Source organism: Bradyrhizobium sp. WSM2793 (assembly GCF_000379585.1).
Classification (GTDB): domain Bacteria; phylum Pseudomonadota; class Alphaproteobacteria; order Rhizobiales; family Xanthobacteraceae; genus Bradyrhizobium.
Genome location: NZ_KB902769.1, coordinates 180,461 through 196,292, shown reverse-complemented (window position 1 = coordinate 196,292; position 15,832 = coordinate 180,461). Strand labels below are relative to the sequence as shown.

General features: G+C 64.9%; 15 protein-coding genes. 3 read left to right on the top strand and 12 right to left on the bottom strand.

What is annotated here, in order from left to right:
• Window positions 1-220 precede the first annotated feature (220 nt).
• Complete coding sequence (gene hemA, locus A3AS_RS0104090; protein ID WP_018316328.1) at window positions 221-1,450, bottom strand: 5-aminolevulinate synthase; 1,230 nt, start codon at window positions 1,448-1,450, stop codon at window positions 221-223.
• 340 nt (window positions 1,451-1,790) lie between these two features.
• On the opposite strand from hemA, the gene aroQ reads away from it, so the two are divergent.
• Window positions 1,791-2,222 carry a type II 3-dehydroquinate dehydratase gene (gene aroQ, locus A3AS_RS0104085; protein ID WP_018316327.1) on the top strand — a complete coding sequence of 144 codons (432 nt, stop codon included), beginning with the start codon at window positions 1,791-1,793 and terminating at the stop codon, window positions 2,220-2,222.
• Window positions 2,223-2,256: 34 nt separating this feature from the next.
• Here aroQ and A3AS_RS0104080 read toward each other — a convergent pair whose 3' ends face one another.
• The 4 genes from A3AS_RS0104080 to A3AS_RS0104065 all read right to left on the bottom strand — a co-directional run bounded on the left by A3AS_RS0104080 (window position 2,257) and on the right by A3AS_RS0104065 (window position 7,250).
• Entirely contained in the window at window positions 2,257-3,318 is a 1,062-nt protein-coding gene (locus tag A3AS_RS0104080; RefSeq protein ID WP_018316326.1) for an MBL fold metallo-hydrolase, read from the bottom strand.
• Between the two features lie 342 nt (window positions 3,319-3,660).
• On the bottom strand, window positions 3,661-5,814 hold the full coding sequence (locus A3AS_RS0104075) for a methyl-accepting chemotaxis protein (RefSeq protein ID WP_018316325.1): 2,154 nt from the start codon (window positions 5,812-5,814) through the stop codon (window positions 3,661-3,663).
• Window positions 5,815-5,979: 165 nt separating this feature from the next.
• A complete protein-coding gene (locus tag A3AS_RS0104070; RefSeq protein ID WP_026201646.1) occupies window positions 5,980-6,705 on the bottom strand; it encodes an outer membrane protein in 726 nt (241 codons plus the stop codon).
• A 224-nt stretch (window positions 6,706-6,929) separates the two neighbouring features.
• Window positions 6,930-7,250, bottom strand: coding sequence for a hypothetical protein (locus A3AS_RS0104065; protein ID WP_018316323.1), 321 nt, complete (start codon window positions 7,248-7,250; stop codon window positions 6,930-6,932).
• A 208-nt stretch (window positions 7,251-7,458) separates the two neighbouring features.
• On the opposite strand from A3AS_RS0104065, the gene A3AS_RS0104060 reads away from it, so the two are divergent.
• Window positions 7,459-7,746 (top strand): hypothetical protein, encoded by a 288-nt coding sequence (locus tag A3AS_RS0104060; protein WP_018316322.1) that lies wholly within the window; start codon window positions 7,459-7,461, stop codon window positions 7,744-7,746.
• Window positions 7,747-7,753: 7 nt separating this feature from the next.
• Here A3AS_RS0104060 and A3AS_RS0104055 read toward each other — a convergent pair whose 3' ends face one another.
• The 7 genes from A3AS_RS0104055 to A3AS_RS0104015 form a co-directional block, all read right to left on the bottom strand.
• Window positions 7,754-8,692, bottom strand: a complete 939-nt coding sequence (locus A3AS_RS0104055) for an AEC family transporter (RefSeq protein WP_018316321.1) — start codon at window positions 8,690-8,692, stop codon at window positions 7,754-7,756.
• 158 nt (window positions 8,693-8,850) lie between these two features.
• The gene (locus tag A3AS_RS0104050) at window positions 8,851-9,060 is read right to left on the bottom strand and encodes a hypothetical protein (protein ID WP_018316320.1); all 210 of its coding nucleotides are present in this window, start codon (window positions 9,058-9,060) and stop codon (window positions 8,851-8,853) included.
• The gene (locus A3AS_RS48140) at window positions 9,057-9,233 is read right to left on the bottom strand and encodes a hypothetical protein (RefSeq protein WP_018316319.1); all 177 of its coding nucleotides are present in this window, start codon (window positions 9,231-9,233) and stop codon (window positions 9,057-9,059) included. The genes A3AS_RS0104050 and A3AS_RS48140 overlap by 4 nt, the downstream gene beginning before the upstream one ends.
• 373 nt (window positions 9,234-9,606) lie before the next feature.
• Window positions 9,607-11,226 carry an ABC transporter ATP-binding protein gene (locus A3AS_RS0104030; RefSeq protein WP_020508615.1) on the bottom strand — a complete coding sequence of 540 codons (1,620 nt, stop codon included), beginning with the start codon at window positions 11,224-11,226 and terminating at the stop codon, window positions 9,607-9,609.
• Between the two features lie 2 nt (window positions 11,227-11,228).
• A complete protein-coding gene (locus tag A3AS_RS0104025) occupies window positions 11,229-12,068 on the bottom strand; it encodes an ABC transporter permease (protein ID WP_018316315.1) in 840 nt (279 codons plus the stop codon).
• On the bottom strand, window positions 12,065-13,036 hold the full coding sequence (locus tag A3AS_RS0104020) for an ABC transporter permease (RefSeq protein WP_018316314.1): 972 nt from the start codon (window positions 13,034-13,036) through the stop codon (window positions 12,065-12,067). The genes A3AS_RS0104025 and A3AS_RS0104020 overlap by 4 nt, the downstream gene beginning before the upstream one ends.
• 270 nt (window positions 13,037-13,306) lie before the next feature.
• On the bottom strand, window positions 13,307-14,857 hold the full coding sequence (locus tag A3AS_RS0104015; RefSeq protein WP_018316313.1) for an ABC transporter substrate-binding protein: 1,551 nt from the start codon (window positions 14,855-14,857) through the stop codon (window positions 13,307-13,309).
• A 484-nt stretch (window positions 14,858-15,341) separates the two neighbouring features.
• Here A3AS_RS0104015 and irr point away from each other — a divergent pair, with 484 nt between their 5' ends.
• The gene (gene irr / locus A3AS_RS0104010; protein ID WP_018316312.1) at window positions 15,342-15,827 is read left to right on the top strand and encodes a Fur family transcriptional regulator Irr; all 486 of its coding nucleotides are present in this window, start codon (window positions 15,342-15,344) and stop codon (window positions 15,825-15,827) included.
• Window positions 15,828-15,832: the final 5 nt, after the last annotated feature.

The window sequence follows — 15,832 nt, the reverse complement described above, 5'->3', positions numbered from 1 at the left end:
GGCGGTGGGAACTGGGGTTGTCGTTAAGTCGTAGGGCGAGCTGCCTGCTCTCACCCTCCCTTGGAGGGGGAGGGTCGATCGCGCGAAGCGCGAGCGGGGTGGGGTGATCTATCCACTCGGGCACGGTTGGATGAGGAGACACCGTCATCCCACCCCGGCCCACATTTCGCTGCGCTCAATGTGAGCCGACCCTTCCCCTCCAGGGGAGGGTAAGACAGACCTATTCCGCCGCGAGCGACTTCTGGCGCAGCGGCAGACCCAGGCGCTCCCACACTTGCAGCAGGGCCTCGGCGAGTTGATCGATCAGGCCATCGTCGTGATAAGGCGAAGGCGTGATGCGCAGCCGCTCGCTGCCCTTGGCGACCGTCGGATAGTTGATGGGCTGGATGTAGATGCCGTGCTCCTCGAGCAGCAGGTCGGACGCCTGCTTGCACTTCTCGGGATCGCCGACGAACAGCGGCACGATGTGGGTGTCGCTCGACATCACCGGCAGGCCGGCGGCGTTGAGGATCGCCTTGACGCGGGCGGCACGGTCCTGGTGGCGCTCGCGCTCCCAGTTCGAGGTCTTCAGGTGCTTGATCGCGGCGGTCGCAGCCGAGCAGATCGCCGGCGGCAGTGCGGTGGTGAAGATGAAGCCCGGTGCATAGGAGCGCACGGCGTCGATGATCTGGCCGTTGGCGGCGATGTAGCCGCCGAGGCAGCCGAAGGCTTTCGCCAGCGTGCCTTCGAGGATGTCGATGCGGTGCATGACGCCGTCACGCTCGGCGATGCCGCCGCCGCGCGGGCCGTACATGCCGACCGCGTGGACTTCGTCGACATAGGTCATCGCGTCGTACTTCTCGGCGAGATCGCAGATCTTGGCGAGCGGGGCGACGTCGCCGTCCATGGAATAGAGGCTCTCGCAGACGATCAGCTTCGGCCTATTCGGGCCGGCCGCTTTCAACAGCTCCTCGAGATGCGCAAGATCGTTGTGGCGGAACACGACCCGCTCGCAGCCGGACTGGCGGATGCCCTCGATCATCGAATTGTGGTTGAGCTCGTCCGACAGGATCAGGCAGTTCGGAATGAGTTTTGCGATGGTCGGGATGCCGGTCTGGTTCGAGACATAGCCCGAGGTGAACAGCAGCGCGGCTTCCTTGCCGTGGAGATCGGCGAGCTCGGCCTCGAGCTGCACCAGCGGGTGATGCGTGCCGGCGATGTTGCGGGTGCCGCCGGCACCGGTGCCGACGCGCGTCGCGGTCTCGACCATGGCGCCGACCACTTTCGGATGCTGGCCCATGCCGAGATAATCGTTCGAGCACCAGATCACGACGTCGCGCTTGCCCTTGGGCGAGTGCCAGACCGCGTGCGGGAATCGGCCGGCCGTGCGCTCCAGGTCGGCGAACACGCGGTAGCGCCGCTCGGAATGGAGACGATCGAGGGCGGTATCGAAGAACTGGTTGTAATCCATCGGCAAAACCTGCAACGGAACCCGGCCACGGCGGCCGCTCATTTTTAGAGCTTTTCCAGCTCCAATGTCCATGCGCCCGCACACATTTGTGACGAGGCGCGCGGGTCCATTGATAGCGGCGTCTCGCCGGCGATAGTTGATGTGGATCAAACGCCTAACGCTGGCCCGTCCGCGCGGGCCGAGGCTCCGGGAAAGCCGGGGACCGTTGCCGCCGGCTTGGACATTTTGTCCATGGGGCGCGCTCCGTCCATGGTTGCTGAGCTGGTCGCGCCGATGTCGTAGCCTTTGCCTTGGCGAGGCGCGGATCGGCTCGCCAGCAGCTCATGCGAAAGGACGCCCGATGAAGCGAGTCATGATCCTGAACGGTCCCAACCTCAATATGCTCGGCATCCGCGAGCCGCACATCTACGGCACGACGACGCTCGCAGAGGTCAACGCGAGCTGCGAGGCGGCTGCCGCAACGCTCGGGCTCAAGCTCGCCTTCCACCAATCTAACCATGAAGGCGTGCTGGTCGACCTGATCCACTCGGCGCGGCAGGGCGCCGATGCAATCATCATCAATCCCGCCGGCTTTTCCTTCACCTCGGTCGCGATCATGGACGCGATCAAGACGTTCGAAGGGCCGGTGCTGGAAGTCCACATCTCCAACATCCACGCCCGCGATGAATATCACCGCCACTCCAAGATCTCGTTCGTGGCGACCGGGGTGATCTGCGGCTTGGGCCCGTTCGGCTACATCGCGGCGCTGCACGCGATCGCGAATATGAAGTGAGATGCCGCCACAAGCCCGGCCATGACGAAGTGACTCACGTCGTCCTGAACTGCAGCACGCCGTCCTTCGTCTCGGCCGTCAACCGCCCCTCGACGATCATGTAGTTGACGTGGGCGACCAGCTCGCCGGCGGCAAAGCCCATCTGGTGTTCATCGAGCACATGCTTGTTGAACACGACGGGCACCAGGGCGCGCGAGGTCTGCGGCACCTCGCGGCAGGCTTCCGCGATCAGGCGGCAGCGCTCTTCATGGTGGTCGGCGAGCTGCTTGATGCGGGTCTTCAGTCCGTAGAACGGCACGCCGTGGCCGGGCAGCACCAGGACGTCATAGGGCAGTGTCGTGGTGAGGCTGGCGAGCGAGGCCAGATATTCGCCGAGCGAGTTCTGGTCGGGCTCGACCGCCCAGACGCTGACATTGGGCGAGATCTTGCTCAGCACCTGGTCGGCGGAGAGGAACAGCTTGTCGTCGGCGCAATACAGCATCACCTGGTCGAGCGCGTGGCCGCCGCCGGTGATCACCTTGAAGCGGCGCGTGCCGATCACGACGTCCTCGCCATGGGAGATACGGCGGTAGGAGGGCGGCAGCACCGAAACGCGCTTGAGATAATCCTGGCCGCGGCCCAGCAGCTTTTCGGTGAGCGACTCGTCCATGCCGTGGCGGCGGAAGAACAGCCGCTGCGCTTCCTGTCGCTCCGCGGTGCCGCGGTTCTGGTGATAGACCGATTGCAGATATTCGACCTGCGACATCACCAGCGGGCAGTTGAACCGCTCGACGACCCAGCCGGCAAGGCCGACATGGTCAGGGTGGGAGTGCGTGACGATCAGGCGCGTGATGTGGACGCCCTTCAGCGGCCCGTCGAATAGCTTGGTCCAGGCCTCGATCGTCTCCTCGTTGCCGAAACCGGTATCCACCATCGCATAACCGTCGCCGTCGGCGAGCAGGTAGATGTTCACGTGGTTGAGGCGGAACGGCAGCTTCAGCCGCACCCACAACACGCCGGGCCTAACCTCCACGACCTCGTCGTGGCCGGGGTGCTGTTCCCAGGGGTAGCGCAGGGCTTCGGCCGAGGACTGTGCGGTGTCGGTTTTTGCGTTCATGCATTATCGGTACCCGCACATACGGCGGGACGCCAGCCGAAAAAAGACCGTCCGTGGTCTCCGCATGGCGGTCATACCGGGCGGCGTTTTTCCGTGATGTGGGACGCTCGTGCGCCGAACTCGGTCACCTCTCCCGCTTGCGGGGGAGGCTTAGGCCGCCTAAGGCGGCCGTCTCTTAGAGACGCCGAGGCGAAGCGTCGGCTACGGCGGAGCGCCGGGTGGCGGCTCGCTCCACTCGGGGACAATTTCGAGGCGTCTCAGACACTCCCAATGCGGAGGCACCCCCACCCCAGCCCTCCCCGCAAGCGGGAGAGGGAGTGGAGTCCCCGTGGCGGTCCCGTCTTACGCCGCCCGCATGTTGTTGAGGAATGCGTCGATCTCTCCGCGCAGCATGTCGGCTTCGCGCCGGAGCGCGTCGGAGGCGCCCAGCACTTCGTTTGCCGCGGCGCCGGCTTCGGCCGAGGCGGTGGAGACGCCGACGATGTTGCTGGAGACTTCGCTGGTGCCGCCGGCCGCATGCTGGATGTTGCGCGCGATCTCGCGGGTGGCGGCGCCCTGCTCCTCGACCGCGGCTGCGATCGTCGTGGTCACGTTGTCGATCTCGCCGATGATCCGGCCGATGCCCTGGATGGCGCCGACCGCCGATGTCGTGATCTCCTGCATGCTGGCGATCTGGGTGCGGATTTCCTCCGTGGCCTTGGCGGTCTGGCTCGCGAGGCTTTTCACTTCGGAGGCAACCACGGCGAAGCCGCGGCCGGCCTCGCCCGCACGCGCCGCCTCGATGGTGGCGTTGAGCGCGAGCAAATTGGTCTGCGAGGCGATGGTCTGGATCAGGTCGACCACGACGCTGATGCGGCTCGCGCTGTCGGCAAGGCTCTGCACCGTGGTGTCGGTGGCGCCGGCCTCGTCGACCGCCTTCTTGGCGATTGCGGCCGAGGTCACGACCTGCTTGCTGATCTCCTCGATCGAGGACGACAGCTGCTCGGTGCCTGACGACACGGTCTGCACGTTGACCGAGGTCTCCTCGGCGGCGGAGGCGACCGCGTTGACCAGCGCGTTGGACTGGTCGGCGGTGGTCGACATGCTCTGCGCGGTCGATTGCATCGAATTGGCCGACTGCGCCAGATTGTCGAGCGCGGAGCGCACCGTGCTTTCGAATTCGGCGATCTTCGCTTCCATGCGCGCGGCCCGCTCGGCCTTGGCGACACGGTCCTTGTCCTGCTCGGCGGCGAGCGCCCGGGCTTCGATCATGCTGTCGCGGAACACGGTCAGCGTTTCCTTCATCACGCCGATCTCGTCGTTCTGCCGGGAGCGGACGATCTCGGTGTCGAGGTCGCCGGCCGACAGCAGCTGCATGGCGCGCTGAAGCTCGCGGATGCGGCGCAGGATGTTGCGGCCGACATAGAGCCAGACGAACAGCGCCGAGCCGACCAGCATCAAGGCACCAAGGGCCAGCATCACGGTGGTCGCGAGCGAGGTCTCCTGCTGCGCCTGCGAGGTCGAGGCGTTGGTCTCCTTCTGCACGCCGTCGACGAGCTGCTGCACGCTGATGCCGAGGCCGACATTGAGCTTGCGGGTCTCGTCCAGGATGGTCTGGCCGTAGTCGACGGAGTCGAGCTCCTTCTCACGCAGATTGAACACGCCGGTCTTGCCGGTGCCGAGCGCCATCAGCTTCTCCGCCGTCTCGCGCAGCATCTTGTTGCCTTGATTGTCCGGCAACAGATCGAGGTTGGACCGCAGGCGTCCCTGTGCCGTCTTGAATTCCTTCTGGATGTCGTCGAGCTTGTCGCTGGTGTTCGCCGACAGTGCCGCACTCATGTTGGCGGCCGCGAGATTGCCGCTGGCGACGACGTTGCCGAGCTGGCCGACGGTCTGCGCGGCATCGTTGGCATCTGCGGCGGACAGGTCGGCCGAGCCGAGAATGGCGTTGACCCGGGTCTGCGCGTCGAGCATCGCCGGACTGGCCGCGCCGACGAAGGCGCCCTGGGCGCTGCGCAGCGCGTCATATTGCTTGTCATGGAGGGCGGCGATATCGAGCCGCTCGCGGGCGGCCTTGGCGAGGCTCTGCGCCGCCTCGTTGATGCTCTTCATCGTCTCGCTGAGTCCGGAGACCACGGTCTTGTCGCCGCCGAGCCCGATGATCTCGGTGAGCTTCTGCTGCGTCTGCTCCTGCAGCTCCTTGAGCTTCTTGGTACGCTCGTTCAGGGCTTCCTCGGTTTGAGCCGCGAGCAGGGCAGGTCCCTGTGCCGCAAGGCTGGCGCTCAGGGCCGACAATTGCAGGCTGGCAGTGAGGCGCGGAATGTCCCGCCCGCTCAGCTCGGTCATCCGTCCGCCGAGATTCTGCAGCGCCAGGCCGGCGCCGGCTGCGATCACGAGGCCCATGCCCGCGATCACTGCAAAGGCCGCGAACAGGCTGCCGCGCACGCCCCAGGTCGGCATTTTGAAACGAGGCCGCATCCGGCCAAGTGAGCCGCCAAGGCTGAAACGGATCGCCATCGAAATTCCCCCAACGTTCTTGCTTCTGTTTGCGGCCGGCAGTATCCGCACCGCCGGTTAAAAATTCGCAATCTCCGCAAACGGTTGCGCGTGTTCCGCAGGGCGAAAAAAGAAGGGCCGGCGAAATCGCCGGCCCTTCCGTCCTGGTAAGGTTGTGGTAACCGATCAGTAGCGCGCGACGGCCGGGCTTGCCCAGTTGAAGCGGTAGTTGACGCCCGCCTTGATGGTGTGGTCGTCGGTGGTGAAGCTGCCCGTGCCCGCGAGCGGGCCGCCGGTGAAGCTCGAGTCGCCGAAATTGTAGTACTGGTACTCGGCCTTGGCCGACCAGTTCGGGGCGAACATGTATTCGAGGCCGGCGCCGACCGTGTAGCCGTTGCGGTGATCGCCGGTGATGACGAACGCGGTCGGCACGCCGCCGACCGTCACCTTCTCGTTGTTGTCCGAATAGGCGTAGCCGCCCTTCACATAGACGAGGCCGGGGCCCCAGGTGTAGCCGACGCGGCCGGTGATCGAGCCAAGGCCACGCTGGTCGTTGGTGTAGGCGATGCCGCCCGGAAACACGGCACCGACGCTGCCGGAGAGCCAGGAATACTGGCCCTCGACGCCGACCACGAAGTTCGGGTGGAACTGCCAGTCCCCACCGACCTGCACGCCGCCGAGGAAACGGCCGTTGCCGTTGTTGCCGGTGGAAAGGCCGTTGAAATTGTTGTCGCTGGAGAACGCGCCGCCGACATGGCCGCCGATGTAGAAGCCGGTCCAGTTGTAGATCGGCGCGGCATAGGCCGGCGCGGGCGTCTTGTAATAGTTGCGGTTGCCGAGATCGGCACCGACGGCCGGTGCAGCAGCGCCCATCACGAGCAGCGCAACGGTCGCAAACAGAATCTTCTTCATCGTCTTGAACTCCGACACTTAAGGTCCCCGGCAGGCGCGCTTTCCGCGCCGCGTTGGTTTTGCAGATAGCTCGCTTTTGACGAAAATGCTGTCACATGCATGGCACAGCGCGACCCAACCTAACTTATTGGGCTGCAAATGAATTTCGTGCTTAATGCCGGCTTAAGAAGTGGTGAAGGAAGGCTTAACCTCGCAGCCCTTCGGTAACCTCTCGGCGTCCTTCGTTAACCGAGACGCCGTCGCGCCTCATCGCGCATCTGCGCGCGGAACGCGGCGCGCTTCGCGGGCCGGTCTTCCTCGCGCACGTCATGTCGATCGAAGATGTCGAACTTCTCCAGGATCGGGTAGCGCTCGCTCGCCATCGCAAGCACGCGCAGCACCTTGGTCGCCTCCGGCGTAGGGCCGCTCACCTCCCAGCGCCGGATGGTGTCGCCGCCGCCTTTCTCCGGCAATCCGCAGAGCTTTGCCATGTCGGCCGCCGTGAGCTTCCGCTCGAGGACATCGGAGAGGTCGGCGCGGAGTTGCTTCAGTTCGGGCCCGGTCATGTCGCCTCAATACGCGAAGTCGCTGAGGGCAATGCACTAGCGCTGATTCGGGTCCATCCGAAGGCGGGCATGATTCGTCCGAAGCGGAGGTGACGAACGCACTGCTTCGGCACATTCGCCAGCACACGGAGTTATGAACTTGTGCCTATGGACATCGTGCGATCAATGAACACATGGCACAAGGGCCCCAGCGATCGAGGGATCAGCCATGACAAGCATCAAACTCGCCATTGCCGCGCTCATCACGACCGGGCTGCTTGCCGCGCCCTTTGCGGCTGAAGCGAAGAAGGCGCGGTCGAGCCGACATTACAGCACGGGCGTGGTGGCCCCAACCTATGGCGGCGCCGGGGCGCCCACTGCCGTGCAGCCGCGGGCGTCCTACGGCTCGTCCGGCCAGACGGTCGGAACGGTCACGGCACCGTCGGTCGGATCTTACAATTGGCCCTCGGTCGGCGTGACCAACTCGGCGCCCACCTGGGGCAACACCACGAGATAAGTGCGGGTTAGCGCGTGCCGGTCGCCAGACCCGAGAGAAGGTACAGCGCGACCAGCAATGTCGCGACCGACAGCATCGTCGTGACCGAGACCGTGGCCGCGACCAGTTTCTCCTCGACCTTGTGTTCGTGCGCCAGCACGTACACCGTCTTCGCCGTGGGCACGGCGGCGCATATCACGGCGGCGACGGTGTAGAGCGCGTTGAGGCCGGTGACCACACAAAGTCCGTAGACGATCAGCGGCATGATCACGAGCTTCACGAGCGCGAGCGCGAACGTTGCCCTCAGGTTGGAGCGCAGGCCCTCGACCGACAGGCCGAGCCCGATGGCAAACAGTGCGCAGGGCGTGAGCGCGGCGGCGATCATGTTGAGATAGGCCGCGACCGGCGCCGGTATCGGCAAGCCCGTGATCGCCCAGACGAGACCGCCAAGCGTCGACAGCACCATCGGATTGAGCAGGATCTGCTTCGCGAGGCCGGCGGACTGCGCGGACGATCCGCGCGCGTCCCTTTCCAGCAGGATGACCGTGATCGGAAACATCACGGCTGCGACGAATACCGTCGCGACCGCAGCAGGCAGGACGGCGGGCTGGCCGTAGATCGCGTGCAGGATCGGCAGCGCCACGAAGCCGGTATTGGTCATCGCCGCCGCCATGCCATGAATCGTGCTGCTGGCGAGATCGTGCTTTCCGCCAGCGCGGACCACCAGGAAGACTAGCGCAAAGCAGACGAGGGAGCCGCCGCCGAACGCGAGCAGGAAACGCCATTCCAGCAGATTGCCCGCGGGCTCCTGCGCGATGGTGACGATCAATAGCGCCGGCATTGCCACGTTGTAGGCGAAATGCACCAGCGCGTCGGCGAGCGAGCGGGAGAGATAGCCGAGCTCGCCGGCCAGCCAGCCGGTGACGATGATCGCGAATACGGGAAGAACGAGGCTCGCGACTTCCATGCGGATCCCCCCTTGCTGCCAATGGCCGCAACGAGAGGTTACCCCGGCAATGGAGTGTCGTCACTGCTTTGGTCGAGCCGCGGCCCCGGCCAAGAGCTCCCTTCAGTCGAGACCGTCATGGCCGGGCGGGCGCGCCGATCGAACGCGGCCGTCAGACGCTAGATGCCCCGGCCGGCCTGTTGACCGATCACGCAGCGCCACGCAGCCAGCCGCTCGGCTGGATGCTGGTTCATCCAGTCGGCGAGCTGCGGCGCGCCCATCAGGCAGGACTGCACCGAAACCTGCGCGAAATCCGAGGTGGTGACGACCTGCTCGTGACAATTGGTCGGGGAGGCAAGGCTGCAAAGCACGGCGATGATCTTGATCACGACAGGTTACCCCCGTCGCGGCCGATATATGCACGGCCCATCGCGGCCTTATCCTGGCCTTCGCTGGCCGGGTCGGTCGGCGGGAAGATACTGTCGTAGATGGCGCGCGCCTCCTGGATGAGACGTGCTCGCTCGCGCTCGGACTTGGAGACAAATCGAATGACTTCGCCCATGTTGGCTCCGAATATCAGTTGGCAAATCCCGTCATCAGATGACGGCTATCATTTCATCGTCATCTATGACGCCGTCTTCGGCTTTGAAGCGGTGTCGCCGATCACGAAGGAGTAAAAAGCGCGTGAGCGCACTCCGGAATCCCAACATCTCCCGTGCCTTTGATGCGCCGGGTTGAGAGACCGCTCACCAGCTCACATCCGTCGCGCGGCTTTCTGGAGCCGCGCGCGAATGCTGGTGTCGACTTGCTCCTTGCGCTCATCGGCAAGGATATTCTCGTCAAGAAAATTCTTCTGGACCGAATATGTTTCACCTCGGGCCGCGTGCAAGTTTTTGGAACAATCCCGGAATTCGGCGACTCGATGCGATCGACCGTCACGCCGCCGGCGCGCGCTCTTTACGTCCCGGCACCGCCGCCAGCAGCTCGCGTGTATAGGCATGCTCCGGCGCGGCGAACAGCTGCGCGGTCGGCTTCAGCTCGACGATGGCGCCGCGCTGCATCACCGCGATGCGGTCGCAGATCTGGGCGGCGACGCGCAAGTCGTGAGTGATGAACAGCATCGAGAGACCGAGACGGGTCTTGAGGTCTTCGAGCAGCCGCAAGACCTGCGCCTGCACGGAGACGTCGAGTGCGGAGACGGCCTCATCTGCAACGATGATCTCGGGCTCGAGTGCGAGCGCGCGCGCAATGCCGATGCGCTGGCGCTGGCCGCCAGAGAATTCATGCGGGTAGCGCTCGAGTGCGCCGGCATCCAGGCCCACCATCTTGAGGAGGTCGCGGGCACGGTCGAACGCGACCTTGGCATCAAGGCCGGCCGCGATCGGGCCGTCGGCGATGATGTGGCCGATCTTGCGGCGCGGATTGAGCGAAGCGAACGGATCCTGAAAGATCATCTGGATGCGATGGCGCTCGGCACGCAGCGCCTTGCCGGAAAGAGAAGTAAGATCGGTCTCGCCGATCCGCACCGTGCCGCGGTCGGCCTCGATCAGCCGCATCACCAGGCGCGCCACCGACGATTTGCCGGAGCCGGATTCGCCGACGAGGCCGAGCGTCTCGCCCTTGAGGATGTTGAAATTGACCGCGCGCGCGGCATCGACGCGGCGGGCCTCGCGAAACCAGCCGCCCGAGGTGATATAGGTCTTGTCGAGCCCGATCACCTCGACCGCCCTGGCCTGATCGTCGAGCGGCTCGCGCGCCGGCGGGTCCATCGAGGGCACCGCGGCGAGCAGCGCCTTGGTGTAGTCGTGCTGCGGCGCGTTGAAGACGGTTGCGGCCGGACCTTCCTCCACCACCTTGCCGTGCCGGAGCACGACGACCTGGTCGGCGATATCGGCGACGACGCCGAAATCGTGGGTGATGAACATCACCGCCATGTTGCGGTTGCGCTGGAGGTTGCGGATCAGCTTGAGGATCTGCGCCTGGGTGGTGACGTCGAGCGCGGTGGTCGGCTCGTCCGCGACCAGCACGGCTGGCTCGAGCGCGAGCGCCATCGCGATCATGGCGCGCTGGCGCTGGCCGCCGGAGAGCTGGTGCGGATAGGCGCGCACGATTCTTTCAGGGTCGGGCAGGCCGACTTCCCGTGCCAAAGCGAGCGCTCGCGCGCGCCGCTCTCTCGGCGTCAGCAGGCCGTGCGCCTCGAACATCTCCGCCATCTGGTCGCCGATGCGCATCAACGGATTGAGCGCGGTCATCGGCTCCTGAAAGATCATCGCCAGACGGCGGCCGCGCAGATCGCGCCAGCCGTCGTCGTCGAGCTTGAGCAGGTCGCGTCCTTCGAACTGGATCTCGCCGGAGGCGACCGAGACAGTATCGGGCAACAGGCCCATCAGCGCATGCGCGCACATCGACTTGCCGGAGCCGGACTCGCCGACGACGCAGACGATCTTGCCGGGCCGCAAATCGAGCGAGACGCCGTCAACGGCAAACGGCCGCTCGGCTCCCTTGGGCAACACGATCCTGAGGTTCTTGATAGAGACGGCGGGCGGCGCGGTCATCGTCAGCGTCCCTCCCGCGACAGGCGCGGATTGAGCGCGTCGTTGAGGCCTTCGCCGATCAAATTGAGCCCGAGCACCGAGATCAGGATGGCGACGCCGGGAAACACAGTGATCCACCAGGCCTGGCGGATCACGGTGCGGCCGGCGCCGACCATGTAGCCCCAGGAGATCAGATTGGGGTCGCCGAGGCCGAGGAACGACAGCGAGGATTCCAGGAGGATCGCGGTCGCCACCATCAGCGAGGCCAGCACGATCACGGGCGACAGCGCGTTCGGCAGGATTTCGCGCATAATGATCCAGCTGTTGCTTTGGCCGGTGACCACGGCCGCCTGGACATATTCGCGCGTACGCAGCGACAGCACCTCCCCGCGCACGAGGCGGGCGACCGGCGGCCAGCTCACCAGCGCGATCGAGGTCACGATCGAGTAGATCGAGGGCTGCAGGATCGCGACCAGCACGATCGCGAGCGCGAAGCTCGGAATGGTCTGGAAGAACTCGGTGAAGCGCATCAGGGCGTCATCGACCCTGCCGCCGAAATAGCCGGCCATGGCGCCGATGGGAACGCCGACGATCAGCGCGACCAGCGTGGAGACGAGGCCGACAAGCAGCGAGACGCGCGCGCCAAAAATCATACCGGCGAACACGTCGCGGCCGAGCGCGTCGGTGCCGAGCGGCACGGCGGAGAGCGTAAACGGCGGCAGGAACGGCCGCTGCACCATGCGCCATGGCGAGTTTGGGAACAGCATCGGTCCGAACAACGCGACCGAGATCGCGAGAACCAGGATGATGAGCCCGATGACGCCGCTCGGGCTGCGCAGCATCGATTTCCAGAACTGTTTCATGAGGCGAATTCGATGCGCGGGTCGACCAGGCGATAGACCAGGTCGGTGATGAGGTTGAAGATCAGGACCATGGCGGAGCAGATCACGAAGACGCCGAGCAGCAGATTATAGTCACGCTGCAACAGCGCGTCGTACATCAGGCGCCCGATGCCGGGCCAGGCGAATACGGTTTCGGTGATGACGGCGCCGCCGATCAGCGTTCCCGAATGCACGCCGGCCAGCGTCACGACGGGCAGCAGCGCGTTGCGCAGCACGTGGCGGCGCTGGATCACGGCGTCGGAGAGGCCCTTGGCGCGCGCGGTCTTGACGAAGTCGAGCCGCTTCACCTCCAGCATCGAGGCGCGCGTCATGCGGGTATAGGTCGCCATGAAGAACAGGCCGAGCGTCATCGCCGGCATGATCAGGTGTTTTGCGACGTCGACCGCGTGGGCGAAGCCGGTCAGATTGGCGCCGACCGTCTCGTAACCAAAACTCGGCAGCCAGTCCATGGTGACCGAGAACAGCAGAATGCCCATCAACGCGACCCAGAAGATCGGCATGGCGTAGAAGATCAGTGCAAAGACGGTGATGGCGGTGTCGAGGAAGGTTCCGGCAAAGCGCGCGGCGAAGGTACCGAAGAGAATGCCGAGCGCGAGCGAGATCGCGAACGCGGTCAGCGTCAGCAGCAGCGTCGCCGGCAGCCGTTCGCCGATCAGCTTTGCGACCGGCGCCTGCTGGCGGAAGGAGAAGCCGAGGTCGAGGGTCACGACACCCTTGACGTAGATGAAGAGCTGCTCCGGCAACGGCTTGTCGAGGCCGAACTTCTCCCTGAGCTGATTGACGAAGATCTGATCACTGGCCCCGGCCTCGCCCGCCATCACCACCGCGGGGTCGCCGGGCGCAAGCCGGATCAGGAAGAAATTGAGGACGACGATCGCAAGCAGGACGATCACGCCCTTCAGGACACGCTGAGCGATAAAGGAGAGCATACTTAGAGCGACGCTTGTTTGACGAGAGGGTCGCCGCAGCGACGGTGCGCTCCCTCTCCCGCTTGCGGGGGAGGGCAGGGGTGGGGGTATTTCCGCAGAGAAGGTCCCCGAGTGGAGAGAGCCCCCACCCGACGCGCTTGGGACGATGCTTCGCATCGCCCGGCGCGCGTCGACCTCCCCCGCAAGCGGGAGAGGTGCACCTTTTCGGTGGCTCGGACGGCAATCATTCGGCGAAAGCTACAGCACGAGAGATCAGACGCGAAGCGCCCGTCACTTGTCGAGCCATGCGTCCTTGAAGCCGTCATTGACCCCGATTCCCGTGGTGATCAGGTTCTTGACCTTGCAACGGGTGATGGTCGGGAACTGCAGCTCGAGCATCCAGGCCACCGGCACGTCCTCGACCAGGATCTTCTGCGCCTTCTCGTAGATCTCCTTGCGCTTGGAGTCGGGGGTCGCGACCGCGCCGTCGGCGAACAGCTTGTCGATCTCGGGGTTGGAATAGCCCTCGACGTTGTTGAACATCTGGCCCTTGGCGATGGCGCTGGAGACGTAGTTGCGGCCGACCCCGAGCGCGGGATCGCCATACTGGTAGAGATAGGTGAAGGCGATGTCGTAGTCCCAGTCGCCGATCTTCTGGTTGCCGCCGGCGACGTCGGTGGCAATGGTCTCGATGTTGATGCCGACGTCCTGGAGGTTCTGCTTCACCGCTTCCCCCCAGCGCTGCCAGGTCTCGCCATAAGCGAGCGGCAACAGCCGGATCTTCTCGCCCTTGTAGCCGGCCTCCTTCAAGAGGGCCTTGGCCTTGGCCGGATCGTACGGATATTTCTTCACGTCATCGGTGTAATATTTGATGGTCGAGGCCGACGGGCCGGTCGCGACCTTGCCGAGCCCGTTCCAGATCACGTCCTTGGCGAAGTCGCGATCGATCGCATACATGACCGCCTGCCGCACCCGCTTGTCCGCGAGCGGACCCTGGCGGTTGTTCAGCCACAGCCAGGCCAGCGGCGAGAAGAACTCCCAGCCGGCGCCGGTGACGCAGGTGTCCTTCAGCTTGGAAAGCCGCGGCACGTCGAAATTCTCCACCGAGCCACCGGGCAGCACGTCGACCTTGCCGGTCTCATACGCCACCGAGCGCGCCGCAGCGTCGGGAATGATCTGCCAGTAGATCTCGTCGAGATAGGGTTTGCCTTTCTCGTGATAGTTCGGGTTCTTGACCAGGCGGATGAACGAGCCCTTTTGCCATTCCCTGAACATGAAGGAGCCGGTGCCGACGGGGGCGTTGTTGTAGGGATTGGTCTTCCAGTCGGTGCCTTCATAGAGATGCTTCGGCACCATCGGCATCGAGCCGACCTCGAAGATGCCGAGGAACGGGCCGAACGGCTGCTTCAGCGTGAACACGACAGTGTAATCATCGGGCGCCTCGACCTTGTCGACCTGCGCGAGGTTGTTGCGGGCGCGCGCGTGGGTCTGCTTCAGCATCTCGATCGAGAACAAGACGTCCGCGGCGGTGAAGGGCTTTCCGTCATGCCAGGTGACGCCCTTCCGGAGCTTGAACGTGTAGGTCTTGGCGTCCTCGCTGACGCTCCAGCTCTCGGCGAGCTCCGGCTGCGGTTCGAGCTTCGGGCTGTAGCGCAGCAGGCCCTCGAAGATGTTGCCCGAGACCATCTGCACGGGGCCGTTCTGGACCATCGCCAGCATCAGGCCGGGCGGCTCGGGCTGGATCACCGCATTGATCACACCTCCGGTCTTCGGCTCTTGCGCCAGTGTCGGGGCCGTGAGGCCGCACGCCAGGAGGAGACCAAGCAACACTCGTTTCGGCATGTCGTATCTTTCTCAAGCGAGACCAGCCGTCAACGCTTCGCACGCCATGGCGCGCGAAACTACGGCCGCTCCATCCCAGTCCCCATCCGATATCGAGGCTCACACAGTCCCGTTCGGCGCCGCAAGATGAAAGTCGCGACAGTGCTCGCACAAAAAATGTACAGCGCGTCCTGTTTTCCGCATACCTTCGCGCACGGCGGATCGGCCCGCTCCGGGCGATCAAGCGGCCTTACTCCTGTCGAGAGTCCGCGAAGGCGTTGCACAAGCCTGCGCCTGCGACCAAAAGCATCAGGCCGTCATGATGCGCTGAGCCCGTCGCCGCCCAACGGGCCAGGAATAAACCGGACCGCCTTGCGATAGGTCAGAGGCGGCCCCGCTCCGGATTTGATCCGGATCAAAGCCAGGCCGCCGCTTTTGCGATCGAATAGCAACTGGCAGGACCCGGCGCTGTGCGTCCTGCTCCCCCTGAGCCGTGAGACGATCGATGGACATCCAGGCCACGAATTTCCCTGCGAGCGACGATAGCGATCCTGATGTCGCCGGCCTCGAGCTGCCGCCCGATGCAGGGGTGCAGCACTGTCTGCAATTGCTCAGCGATGCCGGCTTGCGCCCGACGCGCCAGCGCCTGGCGCTCGGCCAGTTGCTGTTCCTGCGCGGTCATCGTCACGTCACCGCAGAGAGCCTGTTCGAAGAGGCAATGGCGGCGAACGCCTATCTGTCGCTCGCGACCGTCTACAACACGCTGAACCAGTTCACCGAGGCGGGCCTCTTGCGCCGAATCGCCGCCGACGGCATCAAGTCGTTCTTCGACACCGACACATCGGTGCATCCGCACTTCTATCTCGAGGGCGAGGATGTGCTGGTCGACGTTGCCGAAGGCCTCGCCTTCACCAGGATCCCCGAGGCGCTTCCCGGCCACGAGATCGCGCGGCTCGACGTCATTGTCCACCTGCGCCGCAAGCGCGCGTAGCGCCG

Bases quoted from the DNA above. Each gene is read 5' to 3' on its own strand.
- A3AS_RS0104030 (WP_020508615.1), bottom strand. From the start codon at position 11,226: ATGACCGCGCCGCCCGCCGTCTCTATCAAGAACCTCAGGATCGTGTTG.
- A3AS_RS0104070 (WP_026201646.1), bottom strand. From the start codon at position 6,705: ATGAAGAAGATTCTGTTTGCGACCGTTGCGCTGCTCGTGATGGGCGCT.
- hemA (WP_018316328.1), bottom strand. From the start codon at position 1,450: ATGGATTACAACCAGTTCTTCGATACCGCCCTCGATCGTCTCCATTCC.
- A3AS_RS0104015 (WP_018316313.1), bottom strand. From the start codon at position 14,857: ATGCCGAAACGAGTGTTGCTTGGTCTCCTCCTGGCGTGCGGCCTCACG.
- A3AS_RS0104065 (WP_018316323.1), bottom strand. From the start codon at position 7,250: ATGACCGGGCCCGAACTGAAGCAACTCCGCGCCGACCTCTCCGATGTC.
- A3AS_RS0104080 (WP_018316326.1), bottom strand. From the start codon at position 3,318: ATGAACGCAAAAACCGACACCGCACAGTCCTCGGCCGAAGCCCTGCGC.
- A3AS_RS48140 (WP_018316319.1), bottom strand. From the start codon at position 9,233: ATGGGCGAAGTCATTCGATTTGTCTCCAAGTCCGAGCGCGAGCGAGCA.
- A3AS_RS0104020 (WP_018316314.1), bottom strand. From the start codon at position 13,036: ATGCTCTCCTTTATCGCTCAGCGTGTCCTGAAGGGCGTGATCGTCCTG.
- A3AS_RS0104025 (WP_018316315.1), bottom strand. From the start codon at position 12,068: ATGAAACAGTTCTGGAAATCGATGCTGCGCAGCCCGAGCGGCGTCATC.
- A3AS_RS0104055 (WP_018316321.1), bottom strand. From the start codon at position 8,692: ATGGAAGTCGCGAGCCTCGTTCTTCCCGTATTCGCGATCATCGTCACC.
- irr (WP_018316312.1), top strand. From the start codon at position 15,342: ATGGACATCCAGGCCACGAATTTCCCTGCGAGCGACGATAGCGATCCT.
- A3AS_RS0104075 (WP_018316325.1), bottom strand. From the start codon at position 5,814: ATGGCGATCCGTTTCAGCCTTGGCGGCTCACTTGGCCGGATGCGGCCT.
- A3AS_RS0104060 (WP_018316322.1), top strand. From the start codon at position 7,459: ATGACAAGCATCAAACTCGCCATTGCCGCGCTCATCACGACCGGGCTG.
- aroQ (WP_018316327.1), top strand. From the start codon at position 1,791: ATGAAGCGAGTCATGATCCTGAACGGTCCCAACCTCAATATGCTCGGC.